The sequence below is a fragment of the Streptomyces atratus genome (genome assembly GCF_040655115.1).
GTDB classification, from domain to species: Bacteria; Actinomycetota; Actinomycetes; order Streptomycetales; family Streptomycetaceae; genus Streptomyces; species Streptomyces atratus_D.
In genome coordinates, this window is record NZ_JBFAJH010000003.1 from 307,812 (window position 1) to 324,416 (window position 16,605).

Sequence of the window (16,605 nt, forward strand, 5' to 3'; positions counted from 1 at the left end):
GCGCGGTTACGGAGCCACCGGCACCGAGTTCTTCGTGTCCTGCGGGGTCGCGTCCGCGTCGTTGCCACCGAAGGCCAGCCAGCCGCCCACGCCCAGGGCCGCACACGTCACGAGCGCCACCGTGCCCAGCGTGATGCGGCGCTTGCGAATGGCCGCCGACCTGTTCCGCGCCGAGCCCGGACGGGGCTGGCCCGGGGCGCGGGGGGCCCGGGCGGTGCCCCGGGGGCCGCCGGAGAGCTCGTCCGGGGCCGGGACGCGCATGCTGGTGTGGGTGTCCCGGTTGGAGTCCGGGGAGGCGCCGGGGACCAGCGGGACCGCGCCACGACGGCGGGGTTCGTCGGGGGCGGGGGTGTACTGCTGCTCGTCGTAGGGCTGCGGTTCCGGTTCGGCGCCCGGCTCGTCGACGTCCAGGGGCGGGATGCCGGCCAGGTGCGGGAGCTGCTCGCGCAGACGCGCAGCGAGCTCGGAGGCACGCAGCCGGGAGGCCGGGGCCTTGGCCAGGCACTGCACCAGGAGCTGCCAGAGCTCCTCGGGGATGCCGGGAAGCGGGACCACCGTCTCCGTGACGTGGCGGCGCAACACCGCGCCGGGGTGGCCGCCGCCGAAGGGTGTGAAGCCCGCGAGGAGCTCGTACAGCACCGTCGCGAGGGCATAGATGTCGACGGCGGCGCGCGGCGGGAGGCCCTCGACGATCTCGGGGGCCAGATAGTCCGGCGTACCGATGATCTTCGTGGCCTTGGTGCGGCGCGGGGTGTCGATCAGCTTGGCGACGCCGAAGTCGGTGAGCAGCGCGGGGTGCGAGCCGCCGGGGCCGAGCGGGCCCTCCATGTCGAGCAGGATGTTCTCCGGCTTGACGTCGCGGTGGACCACTCCGGCGGCGTGCGCGGCCGCGAGGCCGTCGGCGACGTCCGCGATGATCGCGACCGCTGCCTCGGGGGCGAGGCGGCGCTCGCGGTCGAGACGGGTGCGCAGATCCGTACCGCGTACCAGGTTCATGACCAGCGCCAGGTCGTTGCCGTCCACGACGAGGTCGTGGACGCCGACGATGTGCGGGTGGTCGAGCCCCAGCAGCGCGGTGCGCTCCTGGACGAAGCGTCCGACCAGCTCCTGGTCGGACGCGAGGTCCTCGCGGAGCAGCTTGATGGCGACGGGCCCCTCAGGACCCTCGCCGAGCCACACCGTGCCGGCGCTGCCGCGCCCCAGGATCTGATGGGCGGTGTACCGGCTGCCGATATTCCGTGCCAAGACTGCTCCCTCAGCGGCTGGCGTTGGACCCCTGGTCGACAAAGTTACGCGGCGATCGGGGTGTTACGTGCCCTGGATGGCGCCAACCTTCACTTCTGCGGGCGAAATCGCCCCACAGAAGTCGACAAAGCTACGAAGTTGGTGGTGCGCGCTCTGTCAGTTGGTGCCGCTGCCGCCGCCGTTGGTGCTGCTCCCGCCCAGTTCCGAGACCCACTTGCTGACGGACGAGATCGCGTCGCCGATCGCCTGCCAGTAGCTCTGGCCCTGCCCGATCCAGTCCTGTAGCGGCGTCAGTTCCCAGATCAGCCAGCCCGCGACGAAGAGCAGCACCATCGTGAACAGGCAGCCTTTGAGACAGCCGAGACCCGGGATCTTCATCGGGTTGGCGCTGCGCTGCCTCGGCTCGCGGGGCTGGCGCGGGGCGGGCTGCTGAGGCGCCGGCTGCTGCGGAGGCGCGTACTGCTGCCGCTGCGGCTGGGGGTGTTGCGGTTGCTGGCGGCGCTGGGGGTACTGCTGCTGCGGGTACTGCTGGTGCTGCGGCTGCTGCTGCGGGTACTGCTGCTGGTGCTGCGGCGACTGCTGGCGGTGCTGAGGAGCCTGCTGCTGCGGCTGCTGACGCTGGGGGCGGCGGCGCAGAGGGTCCTGGCTCGGGTCGAGGTACTGGACCTGCGTCTGCTCGTTGCGGTCGCGTGCCGCCTGCAGCTGGGACTGCCACGGGTGCGGGCCCTCGGGCTGCGGGGGGCCGTCGGGGCGCTGCGGTACGGGCGGCATGACCGCGGTCGGGTCGGCGTGCCCGCCCTGCCCCCGCCCGTACCCCTGGCCGGGTGAGTGCTGCATGACGCTGGTCGCCGCGTTCGGGTCGTACGCACCCGCATTGCCCGGCAGCACCTGCGTCGGGTCGGCCGCGTCGGGGGTCTCCGGAACGGCTGCGGGCGCCGGGTCGGGCGCGAGCAGGGCGCCCACGCCGTCGGCGGCCGCGATCTGCGCCGAGGTGGCGTGCACACCGATTCCGGCCGCGACGGTACGCAGTCCGCGGGCCAGGTTCTCGGCGCTGGGCCGTCGGTCCGGCTCCTTGCTCAGGCAGCGCTCTATGACCGTCCAGAGCGGCGCCGGGACGGTGGTGGGGCGGCGGGGTTCCTCACTGAGGTGCCGGTGCAGGACCTCGAGGGCCGTGCCGCCCGAGAACGGCGGGCGCCCGGTGACCAGCTCATACAGCAGGATGCCCGCGCCGTAGATGTCGACGGCGGAGGTCTGCGGGCGGCCCTCGGCGGACTCCGGCGCCACATAGGCGGGCGTCCCGACGAACTCATGGGTCCGGGTCAGACCCGGGGAATCGGCGAGCCGCGCGATGCCGAAATCGGTCAGCATCGGATGCATCTGGCCGTCGCGCTCGGACAGCAGGACATTGGCCGGCTTCAGGTCGCGGTGGACGACGCCGTCGGCGTGGCTGGCGGCGAGCGCGTCCGCGATCTGGGCGGTGAGGAGCGAGGCGGCGACCGGGGTGAGCGGGCCGTTCTCGCGGAGGTAGCGGTGCAGGTCGGGACCGTCGACCAGATCCATCACCAGCGCGAGGAGATCGCCCTCGACGACCAGGTCACGGGTGCGCACGATGTTCTCGTGAGTGAGTCGCAGCAGCACGGACCGCTCGCGCAGGAACCGCATCACCACGTCCGCGTCGTTGGCGAGCTCCTCCTTGAGGACCTTGATCGCCACGGTCTCGCCGGGCTGGCCGGCGACGGCCGCCTCGGAGCCCGCGGTCTCCCGCTGGCGGGCGCGCCAGACGGTGCCCGTCGCGCCGCGTCCCAGCGGCTCTTCGAGCAGGTACTTGCTGCCTACCGGCCGCACGTCATGCGCTCCCTGCTGATCGTGGTGCTTACGGTCTCCCGGGCCCGCCCGGGAGTTTCCGGCCCACTCTAATGCCGCCCCGCGGCCTTCGAACGGGTCACCGGCCAGTCACATTCCGGTCGTGGACGAGGTGTGAGCCATCGTGTCCGAAAGAAGACGCCCACATCGGACAGATGGTTGCCGCACACACGTTCCCATGGCCGGATTCCGATGGTCGCCGGCTTCTGCGCGCGACTCCGGTACCGCCCCAAGCGGGCACTTTTGGGTCCACAGCCGACCTTTCAAGATCACTTCGAGGTGGCCCCCGGGCGTGTTGTCAGTGACAGGTGCGAGGATGCCTCCAGCACGGAACTGTGGGGTCGGGAGCCTCGCGGTACGTGACGACCTGTACCGGACGACGCGTCCGTGCCGGGTGGGGGGAATCACAGGGCGTTTCCCCTGCCGGGCACCCCGCGCAGAAGGGACCGCTGACGGCGATGCAGATCCGGCTGACCGTCCTCGCGCCGCGCAGCGGCCAGACCCCGGTGCGCGCCTGTGACGTGCTCGTCACCGCTCCCGCGGGGACGGCACTCGCCACCGTGGCCTCCCATCTGGCCGCCGCCGTCTCCGGGCCCGACGGCTCGCTCGGCAGCAAAGCGGTGGTGCTGTTCGCCGGGCGCGACCGGCTCGACGCGCAGCGATGCGCGCTCGGTGAGCCGCCGCTGGTCGACGGGGCGGTGCTCTCGCTCCAGGTCCCCGGGGAGGACGAGACCGCGGACGACGCCGTTCCGGCGCAGTTGCACGTGGTCGCGGGGCCCGATGCGGGCGGCGTCCATCTGCTGCACGGCGGCCAGATACTGATCGGCCGCTCCGCCGACGCGGACGTCCCGCTCGACGACCCCGATGTGTCCCGGCTGCACTGCGCGGTGACGGTCTCCGAGGACGGCGCGGTCTCGGTCGCCGACCTGGGCTCGACGAACGGCACCTCGCTGGACGGTACGGAGGTCCGCGACCGCCCGGTCCGGCTGAAGCCGGGCGCCCTGCTGCGGCTCGGCGAATCGACGCTCCGGCTGACGTCGGGCTCGCCCACGCCGTCGCTGGCGACTGCGCCGGACGGCGAGGGGCATCTGCGGGTCGCACGGGCGGCGGGCGGGAGCCGCTCGGAGGAACCGGTCGGGTACGCCTCCGGTCATGCGTACGGCGCGGGTGACGCACCCGTCGCGTACGGGGACGGTGCGCCGGCCGGGTCCGACGACGGGGGCGTGCGGAGCACGGCCCCGCGGGCGTCCGGCCGGTTCCCGGACGACGGGGCACCCCGGCGCGGCGGGATAGGGGCCTGGGCGCGCAGGCTGGCGGGGAACAAGGGCGAGCCGGTGCACGAGGCGGCGCCCGACGAAGCGGGGGCGGCGGGCCTGCCGGTCCCGCCCGCGTCCGTGACGTGGCCGCGCTCGTCCTCGGCGGGGACATGGCCCGACCCGGCGGCCGTGCTGCTGACCGCGCTCGGGCCCGGACCCCGGCTGTGGGAGCGCGACGCCGAGCACCCCGAGGCGCTCGTGGTCCGACTCGGCACCACGGACCGGGCGGAGCTGCCCGCCGTGCCGGTGACCGTGGGACTGCGGGAGGCCGGTTCGCTGGGGCTCGCCGGTCCGCGGGAGCGGCTGGCCGGGCTCGCCCGCGCGACGGTGGCGCAGCTCGCCGCGCTGCACTCCCCGGCCGACCTGGAGATCGTGCTCATCAGCACGGACCGCGCCCGCGGCGCCGACGAGCGCAGGCGCGAGTGGGCGTGGCTCGGCTGGCTGCCCCACCTGCGGCCGATGCACGGACAGGACTGTCGGCTGCTGCTCGCATACGACCGTGAGCAGGCGACGGCGCGTACGACGGAGCTGGTGCGCCGGCTGGACGACGGGCCGCTCGGCACCGGCTGGGCCAGCGTCGACCGGAACACGGTCGCGGAGACCGCCCGGCGGTACCAGGGGCCGTACACCGTGGTGATCGTCGACGGCGACCCCGGATCCGCGGTCCTGCGCGAGACCACGGCACGGCTGGCCGCCGCGGGCGCGGCGGCCGGGATCCATCTGATCTGTCTGGCCGAGACGCCGGCCGCGTCGCCCACCTCGCCTGTCGCGGCGACCTACGAGGCAGCCTGCCATGCGTCGATCGCGTTCCGTGAGTGCGGGGCGGTGGCGATGCTGAGCGGCGACGTGGCGACGGCGCTGCGACTGCTGCGCACGGCGGGCGGACAGGCTGCGGGCCACGGCACGGTGGCCGCGGTGGACGCGGTGTCGGCGGCGTGGGCGGAGCGGTTCGGGCGGGCGCTGGCACCCCTGCGTACGGAGGGTCCGGCGACAGCGCCCGGCCGTCCGCCGGCGGCAGCCCTCCCCCGGTCCGCCCGTCTGCTGGACGAACTGGGGCTGGCCAGGGCCACCCCGGCCTCCCTCATGGCCCGCTGGGCCTCGACCTCCGAGACCCAGCCGGGGGCGACGGTGCGCGGGTCGGGGAACTGGGGCGGTGTTGGCGGCGCGACCGTTTCCGGCGGCGCCGGCGATACGGAGGCGGCAGCCGCGGACGCCCGCGGTTCGGGCCGTACGACCTACCCGGGCAGCGCGGGCCCTCGCGTGGGGGCACAGCGCACGGTGCCGGGCCCGGGCCCGGCGGGTGCCGGCGCCCAGGGCGCCGATGAGGGCTACGGACCGGGATCGGGGCGCCTCGCATATCCCGGCGGCGAGTCGTCGGGCTCGGGCCGTACGCCGCATCCGGGAGGTGAATCCGCCGGATCCGGGCGCACGCCGTACCCGAACGGTGAGACGTCCCGCACGTCGGGCCGCACCGCGTACCCCGGGACGGCGAACGACACGCACGCAGGCACGTCACGACATGCGTTCGGTCGGGCCGAGGGCCGTTCAACGGCCGGTTCGGGCCGCACCGCGGGCACCCCCTACCCGGGCACGGACAGCCAGGCTTCCGGGCGCACGCCCTACCCGGGGAACGACGGTCGTGGTTCAGGCCGCACCCCGGACACGGACACCGACTCGTCCGGCTCAGGCCGCACCCCTCACCCCGCCGCGCCCGCACCCCGCGTCGGTGCGCAGCGTCACGGCAGCGCGTCCGGCGGCTTCGCCGGCTCCCGCGCCGTTCCCGACGCGGAGCGTGCAACGGCCACCGACATGCCCACTCCCGACGCCGCGACCTCGCCCACCCCCGCCGTCGCGTTCGCCGGGAGGCCCGTCGTCGTTCTCGGGGCCGGGCTCCGGGGTGCAGTCAGTGTCGATCTGGCCGATGAAGGTCCCCACCTCCTCATCGAGGGCCCGGCCGGCAGTGGACGTACGGAGTTGCTGCGGGCCGTCGCCGCCTCACTGGCCGCTGCCGCGCGGCCCGACCGGCTCGGCATCCTGCTGGTCGACGGAGCCGGTGGTGAGCGCGGCGAGAGCCTGCACCCCTGCGCGGAACTCCCGCATGCGTTCACCCATTTGGTCGCATCCGATCCGGTCAGAATGCGCGAGTTCGCCCAGGCCCTGGGTGGCGAGCTGAAGCGGCGGGCCGAGCTGCTCGGGCAGCTCGACTTCAACGACTGGCACACCCGGAACGACGTGGCGCAGCAGACGATCGGCCGACGCGCCCCCAGCGCCGCCGAGCAGCGCGGCGACCTGGACCCGGCGATGAGCGGCACACTCCGGCTGCGGCCCGCCGCCGCGCGGTCTGCGGATCCCGGTCCGTCGCCGCTGCCCCGGCTCGTCGTGCTGGTCGACGACTTCGACGCGCTGGTCGCCCCCGCGCTCGGCAGCCCGGGACGGCCCGCCGCCGGTTCGGTCGTACGGGCGCTGGAGTCCGTCGCCAGGGACGGTGGCCGGCTGGGCGTGCATCTGGTCGCGACGTCCGCCCGCGCCGACCGTACGGAGGATACGGAGCTGGCCCGTGGGGCGCGGCTGCGCGCGGTGCTCGACGCACCCGTCGTCTCGCCCTCGCCGGAGGATCCGGCACCGGGCCGCGGTCGGCTGGGGCATCCGGACGGGCGGGTGACACCGTTCCAGGGCGGCCGGGTCACGGGCCGCATTCCGCGTACCGCGACCCTGCGGCCCACCGTCGTCCCGCTGGAGTGGGAGCGGATGGGCGATCCGCCGACCCGGCGCCCGGTCCGGGAACTGGGCAACGGACCGACGGACCTGGCGCTGCTGGCCAGCGCGCTGGAGCGGGCCGCCCGTTCGGTGAACGCCGAGCGAATAGCTCCGCTCGCGCCCTACCACTCCTGAGGCTTCCTCGCCCCGGTCGCCGTGACGTCCTCGATCTCCCCCCATGACCTCAAGGGCATGGGAGGGACCCCCTCGACGGGCTTCGCACTCAAGCCCGTCCGGTGATTCGAAGACGGCTGACCTCACGTCACGAGCCTATCGGTATCAACCAGTTCGAGCCGATATCGGTGTTGCGGCGCCCGTGCACCCGGCGTAGGACTGGTGCGCACACGACGACCTGATGGACGAGCGGCACCGCCGACCGACCGGCGGTCCCACCCGTCCGTCCACGCGCACAGGAGAGACAGGGCAGCGATGCGCACAACGCTTCGGATTCGCAGGGCCGCGATGGTGTTCACCGCCGTCGGCGCACTGGCCCTCACCGGCTGCGGCGATGACGGCGGCAGCGGAAAGAAAAAGGCGGGCGGAGGGTCCGGCAGTGACGAGCCGAGCTCCTCGGCCGTCTTACTGCCCAAGCTGAACGGCGAGAAGATCTCGGTCGCGGCCGTCTGGACCGGGCCCGAGCAGGCCAACTTCGTCAAGGTCCTCAAGGAGTTCGAGAAGCGCACGGGCGCCACGGTCACCTTCGTCCCGGCGCAGGACCCGATCGTCAACTTCCTCGGTACGAAGATCGCGGGCGGCCAGCCGCCGGACGTCGCGATGATCCCGCAGGTCGGTGCGATCAAGCAGGCCGTGGAGAAGAAGTGGGCCAAGCCGGTCGGCGCCGACGCGAAGGCGCAGCTGGCGAAGAACTACGCGAAGGTCTGGCAGGACCTCGGCGCGGTGGACGGCACCCAGTACGGCGTGTACTTCAAGGCCGCCAACAAGTCCCTGATCTGGTACAACGCCAAGGTGTTCGAGAACGCGGGGGCGAGTGAGCCGAAGACCTGGAAGGACTTCATGGCGACGGCCGAGACGGTCTCCGCCTCGGGTGTCACCCCTGTCTCGGTCGGCGGCGCGGACGGCTGGACGCTCACCGACTGGTTCGAGAACGTCTATCTCTCCCAGGCGGGCCCGGAGAAGTACGACCAGCTGGCGCAGCACAAGATCAAGTGGACGGACCCGTCCGTCAAGGACGCGCTGACCACGCTCGCCGAGCTCTTCGGCAAACCGTCCCTGATCGCGGGCGGGGCCGACGGTGCCCTGCAGACGGAGTTCCCGGTCTCGGTCACCCAGACCTTCACCGGCGGCGACCAGCCGAAGGCCGCCATGGTCTTCGAGGGCGACTTCGTCGGCGTCAACATCGCGCAGACCAAGGCGAAGATCGGTACGGACGCCAAGGTCTTTCCGTTCCCGGCGGTCGGTGCCGAGTCGCCCGTGGTGACGGGCGGCGACGCGGCGGTGGCGCTGAAGGACAGCAAGGGCGCCCAGGCCCTGCTGACCTGGCTGGCCTCGGCCGATGCCGCGAAGATCTGGGCCGAGCAGGGCGGGTTCATCTCGCCGAACAAGTCGCTGGACGCCGCCGCGTATCCGAACGAGGTGCAGCGCACCATGGCGAAGGCGCTGATCGCGGCCGGTGACGCCGTCCGGTTCGACATGTCCGACCAGGCCCCGCAGTCGTTCGGCGGAACGCCCGGGAAGGGCGAGTGGAAGACACTCCAGGACTTCCTGAAGAACCCGAAGGACATCGCGGGGACCCAGGCGAAACTGGAGTCCGACGCGGCCAAGGCGTACAAGAGCTGACAGAATGACGACAGCGACAGCGGGGGGCGCCGACGCGGTGCCCCCCGCCGGCAAGCGTCCCCCTGAGCGCTCCGAGCGCCCTGGTCCCACAAGCCCGCGCCGGAGCGTGACCGGCACCCGGAAGATCATCGCGACGCTCTTCCTGCTGCCCGCGCTGGTGCTGCTCGGCGCGCTCGTGGTCTATCCGATCGTGTACTCCGTCTACCGGTCGTTCTTCGACCAGGCGGGTACGGGCTTCGCCGGTCTCGACAACTACAAGGCGCTGTTCACGGACGACACCATCCGTACAGCGGTCAAGAACAACGCGATCTGGATCGTCTTCGCGCCGACGGTCTCCACCGCGCTGGGGCTGATCTTCGCCGTGCTGACCGAGCGGATCCGCTGGGGCACCGCGTTCAAGCTGATCGTCTTCATGCCGATGGCGATCTCGATGCTGGCGGCCGGCATCATCTTCCGGCTGGTGTACGACCAGGCTCCCGAGCGGGGGGTCGCCAACGCCGTCTGGGTGGGTGTGCACGACACGTTCGCGGAGTCGGCCGGCTATCCGAAGGCGCATCCGCTGCCGGTCCATCCGCTGAAGGCGGGCGGCGGCGGGTCGTTCGTCACGAAGGCACCGGTCCGGGCCGGCGTACCGGTGCAGTTGCCACTGGTCGGTGTGGCGCCCGCGAAGATGCCGACGGACGCGAAGCCGGCGAAGGCGGCCCCGACGGAGTCCGGGAAGGTCACCGGCACCGCGTGGCTGGACTTCACCAAGGGCGGCGGCGGGAAGCCCAATGTCATCGACACCAGGGAGCTCGGCCTCAAGGGGCTGAAGGTCGAGGCGGTCAAGGCCGGCACGGTGGTCGCCTCGGCGACCGCGGCCGCGGACGGTACGTTCGCCCTGCCCGCCTCCGCCGACGGCGCCCTGCTCAGGCTTCCCGCATCGAACTTCCGGGAGCCGTACAACGGGGTCGACTGGCTCGGCCCGGCCCTGGTGACGCCCGGGATCATCGGGAGTTACATCTGGATGTGGGCGGGCTTCGCCATGGTGCTGATCGCGGCGGGACTTGCGGGTCTGCCGCGCGAACTCCTCGAAGCGGCCCGGGTGGACGGGGCGAACGAGTGGCAGGTGTTCCGCCGGATCACTGTGCCGATGCTCGCGCCCGTCCTGGCGGTGGTGCTGGTCACCCTGATGATCAACGTGCTGAAGATCTTCGACCTCGTCTTCATCATCGCGCCGGGATCCTCCCAGGACGACGCGAACGTCCTGGCGCTGCAGCTGTACCGGTCCTCGTTCGGCACGGACGCGGATCTCGGGATCGGCAGCGCCATCGCCGTACTCCTCCTGCTGCTGGTGATCCCGGTGATGATCTTCAATATTCGCCGGACACGGAGGGAAGGACGCCGATGACGACTCCGTCGACGACGACCACCTCCGGCCGGGGGTCCCTGGGCTGTCCCCCGTGCATCCACAGCAATATTCGCCGGACACGGAAGGAGGGGCGCCGATGACCACCCCTACGACGAAGGGGACGCAGTCCCTCGGCTCACGGGTAGCGGCCCGCACCGGCGGCGGCGTGATGCGGGTCTTCCTCATCCTGGTGGGCCTGTTCTGGCTGATGCCGACCATCGGGCTGCTGCTCTCCTCGTTGCGCGGCGCCGACGACATCGCGGCAACCGGCTGGTGGAAGGTCTTCACCGCCCCGTCCGAGCTCACCTTCGACAACTACAGCCGTCTGTTGGACAATTCGACCATCACCCACTCCCTGCTGAGTACGGTCCTGATCACCGTGCCCGCGACCGTCCTGGTCGTGGTGATCGGTTCACTGGCCGGGTACGCCTTCGCCTGGATGGACTTCCCCGGCCGCGACTGGTGGTTCCTGCTGGTCGTCGGGTTGCTGGTGGTCCCCGTGCAGGTCGCCCTCGTCCCGGTCTCCAAGCTCTTCGGCGAGATCGGGATCTTCGAGACGACCTTGGGCGTGATCCTCTTCCACACTGCCTTCGGGCTGCCGTTCGCGACCTTCCTGCTGCGGAACTTCTTCGCGGAGATCCCGCGTGAACTCCTGGAGGCGGCGCGGCTCGACGGGGCGGGCGAGATCCGGCTCTTCACCCGGGTCGTGATGCCACTGGGCGGTCCGGCGATCGCCTCGCTGGGGATCTTCCAGTTCCTCTGGGTGTGGAACGACATGCTGGTCGCCCTGATCTTCGCGGACTCCGACTCCCCGCCGATCACTGTGGCGTTGCAGCAGCAGGTGCGGCAGTTCGGCAACAACATCGATGTCCTGGCACCCGGCGCCTTCGTCTCGATGGTGATTCCGCTCGCGGTGTTCTTCGCCTTCCAGCGCCAGTTCGTCTCCGGCATGATGGCGGGCGCGGTCAAGTAACCGCACATCGCACTGACCGGAATCCTCAGCTGTACGTCAACGTGGCGCGGGTCCCCTCACCCAGAACGGGACCCGCCCCACCTGGCACTTCGCGCGAATGCCACGTTCGGCGTAACCCTCGCACTCCATCGGCCGTTTGCGGACCGCCCGCCCGCGCCAGCGAACGACCCATGGATGTGTTGTGCCCCGGTTCAGTGTCATCGTGCCCGCGTACCAGGTTCAGGCGTATCTGGACGAGAGCCTGCATTCGGTGCTGACCCAGTCCTTCGAGGACTTCGAGATCATCGCGGTCGACGACTGCTCCCCCGATGCCTGCGGCGCGATCATCGACGGGTTCGCCGCCCGCGACAGCCGGGTGCGGGCCCTGCACCTGCCGGAGAACGTGGGTCTCGGCCTCGCCCGCAATGCCGGGATCGCACAGGCCACCGGCGACTACCTGATCTTCCTGGACAGCGACGACACCCTCACCCCCGGCGCCCTGCGGACCATCGCCGACCGGATCGCGGAGACCGGCGAACCGGACGTCCTGGTCTACGACTACGCCCGGACGTACTGGACCGGCGAGAGCGTACGCAACACGTTCGCCGAGCATCTCGCCGAGACCGGACCCGCCACGTTCACGCTCGCCGACCGGCCCGGACTGCTGAAGGTCCTGATGGTCGTCTGGAACAAGGCGTACCGCCGCACGTTCGTCGAGGCCGAGGGGTTCACCTTCCCGCCCGGCTACTACGAGGACACCCCCTGGACCTACCCGGCACTGATGGCCGCCGGTTCCATCGCGGTCCTCGACCAGGTGTGCGTCGGCTACCGGCAGCGGCGCCAGGGCAACATCCTCTCCACCACCAGCCGCAAGCACTTCGACATCTTCGACCAGTACGACCGGGTCTTCGCGTTCATCGACGCCCGACCCGAACTCGCCGTCTGGCGGCCGGTGATCTTCCGCCGGATGCTCGACCACTTCTCGACGCTGTTCACCACCCGTGGCAGGCTGCCGCATGGCAGCCGCACCGAGTTCTTCCGCCGCGCCCGCGCCCACTGCGCCCGCTACCGCATCCCCGGCGCCCCCGCCCCGCGCCGCGCCCGGCTGCGCCACGGACTGATCCGGGTCGGTGCCCACCGCACGTACCGTGCCCTGTGGTCCGCGAAGCTGCTGCGCGGACGGCTGCGCCGGTTCACCGGGGCCGTGCGCCGGGTGGTGCGGGCCGCCTCGCTCCAGGCGTACTACCGGATCCAGTTGCGGCTGCCGGTCCGCGCGGACCGGGCGGTGTTCGCGGCGTACTGGCACCGCGGCTACGCCTGCAACCCGGCGGCGATCGAGGCGAAGGCCCGCGAACTGGTGCCCGGGCTGCACACCTCCTGGATCTGCCGCCCCGAGGACGCGCACACCGTCCCCACCGGAACCCGTCCGCTCGCCCCGGGGACGTACGGCTACTGGCAGGCTCTCGCCCGCTCCAAGTACCTGGTGAACAACGTCAACTTCGACCGGCGGCTGGTGAAACGGCCCGGCCAGGTGCTGCTCCAGACCCATCACGGCACCCCGCTGAAGACGATGGGCCTGGACCTTCAGGACCGTCCCGCGGCCGCCCGCTCCATGGACTTCGAGCGGCTGCTCGCCAACGTCGACAAGTGGGACTTCTCGCTCTCCGCGAACCGGCACTCCACCCTCGTGTGGGAGAAGGCGTATCCGTCGGGATCCGCCGGCTGCACGACACTCGAGTACGGCTATCCGCGCAACGACCTCTTCCAGCGGGCCACCGCCGCCGATGTGGCGCGGCTGCGCGAGTCGATCGGGGTCCCCGAGGGCGCCACCGCCCTGCTGTACGCCCCCACACACCGCGACTACCGGCGCACCCAGCACCTCGACCTCGACCTCGAGCGGGTGGTCCGGGAGCTCGGCCCGGGCTTTGTGATCCTGACCCGCGCGCACTACTCGCACGAGGCTCCGCTGGTCCGCGAGCCGCACCCGCGGATCATCGACGTCAGCGGCCATCCGTCGGTCGAGGAGGTCGCGCTCGCCTCCGACGCACTGGTCACGGACTACTCGTCGCTGATGTTCGACTACGCCAATCTGGACCGGCCCATCGTCATCCACAGCAGTGACCGGGAGGCCTACGAGGCGGCCCGCGGCACCTATCTCGACCTGCACTTCTGCCCGCCGGGCGCCATCGCGCACAGCGAGGACGAGCTGCTCGACATCTTCGCCACCGATCACTGGCGCGGCTCCCGCTCCGCGCAGCAGCGGGCGGCGTTCCGGGCGCGGTTCTGTCCGTACGACGACGGGCACGCGGCGGAGCGGGTGGTGCGCCGGGTCTTCCTGGGCCACACGGACGTGCAGGTGACCGGGACGGTCCCGCCGACGGATTGGCGGCAGGTGCCCGTCGCCGTACCCGCGCCTGCGACGGATCCGGGCTCGTCGGCCGTCCCTGCTGCTGCGGGTTCCGGGGGCGTTCCGGCGGACCGGCAGGCGGCGCCCGCCGAGCGCGGCCTCGCCAGGGCGCAGTCCGTCAACGGGACCTGATCGCTGTCTCCCCCCTTGCTTTGCCCCGCCGTGCCAGTGACCGAGAAAGAGCGTGTATGCCCCGGCTGAGTGTCATCATCCCCGTCCGTCGTGCCCGCGGACATCTGCGCGAGTGCCTGGAGTCGGTGCTCTCGCAGTCGTTCACGGACATCGAGGTGATCGGTGTCGATGACGGGGCGCCGGACGGTTCGGGGCTGTTGTTCGACGAGTTCGCCGACCGGGACGACCGGGTGCAGGCCATCCACCTCCCGGCGGACGAGGGTGCGGGCGCCGCCGGCCGGCGCAATGCCGGGGCGGAGCGGGCGCTCGGCGACTACGTCCTCTTCCTGGAGGGGAACTTCCTCCTGCTGCCGGGCGCGCTGCAGGCCGTCGCCGACCGGCTCGACGCCACGGGCGACCCGGAACTGCTGCTGTTCGGCCACCACAAGCGGCCGTTCCGCGGCCGCCCCCAGCCGACCCGGTCGCTGGACCTGCTGCGCGAACTGCCCGCGGGCCCGCTCACCCTCGCCGAGCACCCCGGGCTCCTCGACATCGCCCCGGTCTCCTGGAACCGGGCCGTGCACCGCACCCTCCACGAGTCGGAGAAGCTGGCCTTCGGGCCGGGACAGCACGGCGAGCGGATGTACGCGCTCCAGACACTGGCCGCCGCCGCGTCGGTCGCCGTTCTGCCGCTCGCCTGTGTCGAACACCGCCGGCAGCGCTATCTGCCGGACCTCGCCGACGAGTCGGAGCCGACGGACGGCACGACGCCGCTCCAGCTCGTGGAGGCGTACGCCGGGCTGATGACGTTCCTCACGGACCGGCCGGTGCTGCACCCGCTGCGCGCCCTGCTCTTCGACCGGGCCGCCCAGGAGCTCCTCACCGGATATTCGTCGGTGAGGCGCCGGCGCAGGCGGTACGTACGGTCCGTGGCCGCGTTTCACCGCGCCCACCGGCCCGGGGGGCACCGGTTCCCCGGCGGCGCCAAGGGGCTGCGGCCGCGGCTGATCGGCGCCGGCCGGTACGCGGCGCTCGCCGCCCTCGACACCGTGCTCGCCCTGCGCCGGGGTACGCGCTCCGCACCCGCCGCACTCCGCGCGCAGGCCAAGCGCACGCTGTCCGCGCGCTACTACTGGTGGCAGCGCAGGCGCCCGCTCGACCGCGGGCTCGCCGTCTACGCCGCGTACTGGAACCGCGGCGTCAGCTGCAATCCGGAGGCGATCTTCCTCAAGGCCCAGGAGCTGGCTCCCGGAGTGCGCGGGGTGTGGGTGGTGTCCAAGAACCACCTGGACGCGGTGCCGCCCGGCATCGACCATGTGGTGCCAGGGACCCGCCGCTACTGGGCGCTGCTGGCCCGCGCCACGTACTTCTTCAACAACGTCAACTTCCCCGACCACCTGGTCAAGCGCCCCGGCCAGATCCATGTCATGACCCACCACGGCACCCCGCTGAAGATCATGGGCCTGGATCAGCTGGAGTATCCGGCGGCGGCGCAGGGTCTGAACTTCGACCGGCTGCTCCAGCGGGTCGACCGGTGGGACTGGAGCGTCTCCGCCAACCCGCACTCCACGGAGGTGTGGGCCCGCGCCTACCCGAGCACAGCGCGCTCACTGGAAACCGGCTACCCGCGCAATGACGTCCTGACGACGGCCACGGGCGCACAGATTGCGAAGATCCGGGCCGGGCTCGGTATCCGGCCCGGGCAGCGCGCCGTCCTGTACGCGCCGACGCACCGCGACTACGAGGCGTCGTTCATCAGCCGGATCGATCTGGAACGGCTCACCGACGCGCTCGGCCCGGACACCGTGATCATGGTCCGCGCGCACTACTTCTACGACGGTGCGGGGCTGCCGGACCGTCCGACGCTCCTCGATGTCTGCGACCATCCGCGGATCGAGGAACTGTGCCTGGCGGCCGACGCGCTGGTGACGGACTACTCGTCGGTGATGTTCGACTACGCCGCGCTGGACCGCCCGATCGTGGTGCACGCGCCGGACTGGGAGACGTACCGCACGGTCCGCGGGGTCTGCTTCGATCTGCTGTCCGGCGCGCCGGGCGACACCCCCGGGGCGGTCTCCACCAGCACGGAGGAGCTGGCCCGGATCTTCCTCGACGGAAGGTGGGACAGCGCGGAGAACGGGGCGCTGCGGGCTGCGTTCCGGGCGCGGTTCTGCCCGTACGACGACGGGCACGCGGCGGAGCGGGTGGTCCGGGCGGTGCTGCTGGGGGAGCCGGGGGCGGCCGGCGGGCGTCCGTCCTCCATCGCAGGACGGATTTGACCGTCCCGCCCGGCGAGGGGGTCCCTCCCATGCCCTGGAGGCTACGGGGGAGATCGAGCGCGCACCCGGCCCCCGGATGCGCCTCAGCGTTGCTGGCCCGCCATGACCGTGGCGAGGCCGATGACGACGAGCAGTGAGCCGCCCCAGGTCCACATCGAGGTCCGCTCGTGCAGCACCGTCGATCCGGCCATCACGATCAGCAGGTAGCCGAGCGCGTTGAACGGGTACGCGATACTCAGCGGCACCTTGGCCAGCGTCGCCATCCAGGCGAGTGCGGAGACCGCGAAGACGACCAGCCCGAGGATGACCCACGGACTGGTCACGGCGCGCATCGCGAGCGACCCGCCCTCGCGCCCGGCCGTCGCCGCGGCGCCCTTCATACCGTGCTTGAGCATGATCTGGCCGCCCGCCGACGCGAACACGGCGAACAGGAGCAGCGTCAGACTGGGCAGGGTCAAGGTCTTGCTCCTGACTGCGGCGACGGGCGG

General features: G+C 72.0%; 9 protein-coding genes. 6 read left to right on the forward strand and 3 right to left on the reverse strand.

Features of this window, described 5'->3' with window-relative positions; all coding sequences use genetic code 11:
- Nucleotides 1-6: 6 nt before the first annotated feature.
- Nucleotides 7-1,245: a serine/threonine-protein kinase gene (locus tag AB0I23_RS06595; protein WP_359107416.1), complete on the reverse strand. Its 1,239-nt coding sequence runs from the start codon at nt 1,243-1,245 to the stop codon at nt 7-9.
- Between the two features lie 156 nt (nt 1,246-1,401).
- The gene (locus AB0I23_RS06600) at nt 1,402-3,090 is read right to left on the reverse strand and encodes a serine/threonine-protein kinase (RefSeq protein ID WP_359107418.1); all 1,689 of its coding nucleotides are present in this window, start codon (nt 3,088-3,090) and stop codon (nt 1,402-1,404) included.
- A gap of 476 nt (nt 3,091-3,566) precedes the next feature.
- On the opposite strand from AB0I23_RS06600, the gene AB0I23_RS06605 reads away from it, so the two are divergent.
- The 6 genes from AB0I23_RS06605 to AB0I23_RS06630 all read left to right on the forward strand — a co-directional run bounded on the left by AB0I23_RS06605 (nt 3,567) and on the right by AB0I23_RS06630 (nt 16,117).
- The gene (locus tag AB0I23_RS06605; protein WP_359107420.1) at nt 3,567-7,316 is read left to right on the forward strand and encodes an FHA domain-containing protein; all 3,750 of its coding nucleotides are present in this window, start codon (nt 3,567-3,569) and stop codon (nt 7,314-7,316) included.
- Nucleotides 7,317-7,610: 294 nt separating this feature from the next.
- Nucleotides 7,611-8,978, forward strand: coding sequence for an ABC transporter substrate-binding protein (locus AB0I23_RS06610; RefSeq protein WP_359107422.1), 1,368 nt, complete (start codon nt 7,611-7,613; stop codon nt 8,976-8,978).
- A gap of 4 nt (nt 8,979-8,982) precedes the next feature.
- A complete protein-coding gene (locus AB0I23_RS06615) occupies nt 8,983-10,368 on the forward strand; it encodes a carbohydrate ABC transporter permease (protein ID WP_359107424.1) in 1,386 nt (461 codons plus the stop codon).
- 97 nt (nt 10,369-10,465) lie between these two features.
- On the forward strand, nt 10,466-11,341 hold the full coding sequence (locus AB0I23_RS06620; protein ID WP_359107426.1) for a carbohydrate ABC transporter permease: 876 nt from the start codon (nt 10,466-10,468) through the stop codon (nt 11,339-11,341).
- A 181-nt stretch (nt 11,342-11,522) separates the two neighbouring features.
- Complete coding sequence (locus AB0I23_RS06625; protein WP_359107428.1) at nt 11,523-13,859, forward strand: bifunctional glycosyltransferase/CDP-glycerol:glycerophosphate glycerophosphotransferase; 2,337 nt, start codon at nt 11,523-11,525, stop codon at nt 13,857-13,859.
- A gap of 56 nt (nt 13,860-13,915) precedes the next feature.
- Nucleotides 13,916-16,117 carry a bifunctional glycosyltransferase/CDP-glycerol:glycerophosphate glycerophosphotransferase gene (locus AB0I23_RS06630; protein WP_359107430.1) on the forward strand — a complete coding sequence of 734 codons (2,202 nt, stop codon included), beginning with the start codon at nt 13,916-13,918 and terminating at the stop codon, nt 16,115-16,117.
- 83 nt (nt 16,118-16,200) lie between these two features.
- Here AB0I23_RS06630 and AB0I23_RS06635 read toward each other — a convergent pair whose 3' ends face one another.
- Nucleotides 16,201-16,575 carry a hypothetical protein gene (locus tag AB0I23_RS06635; RefSeq protein WP_359107432.1) on the reverse strand — a complete coding sequence of 125 codons (375 nt, stop codon included), beginning with the start codon at nt 16,573-16,575 and terminating at the stop codon, nt 16,201-16,203.
- Nucleotides 16,576-16,605: the final 30 nt, after the last annotated feature.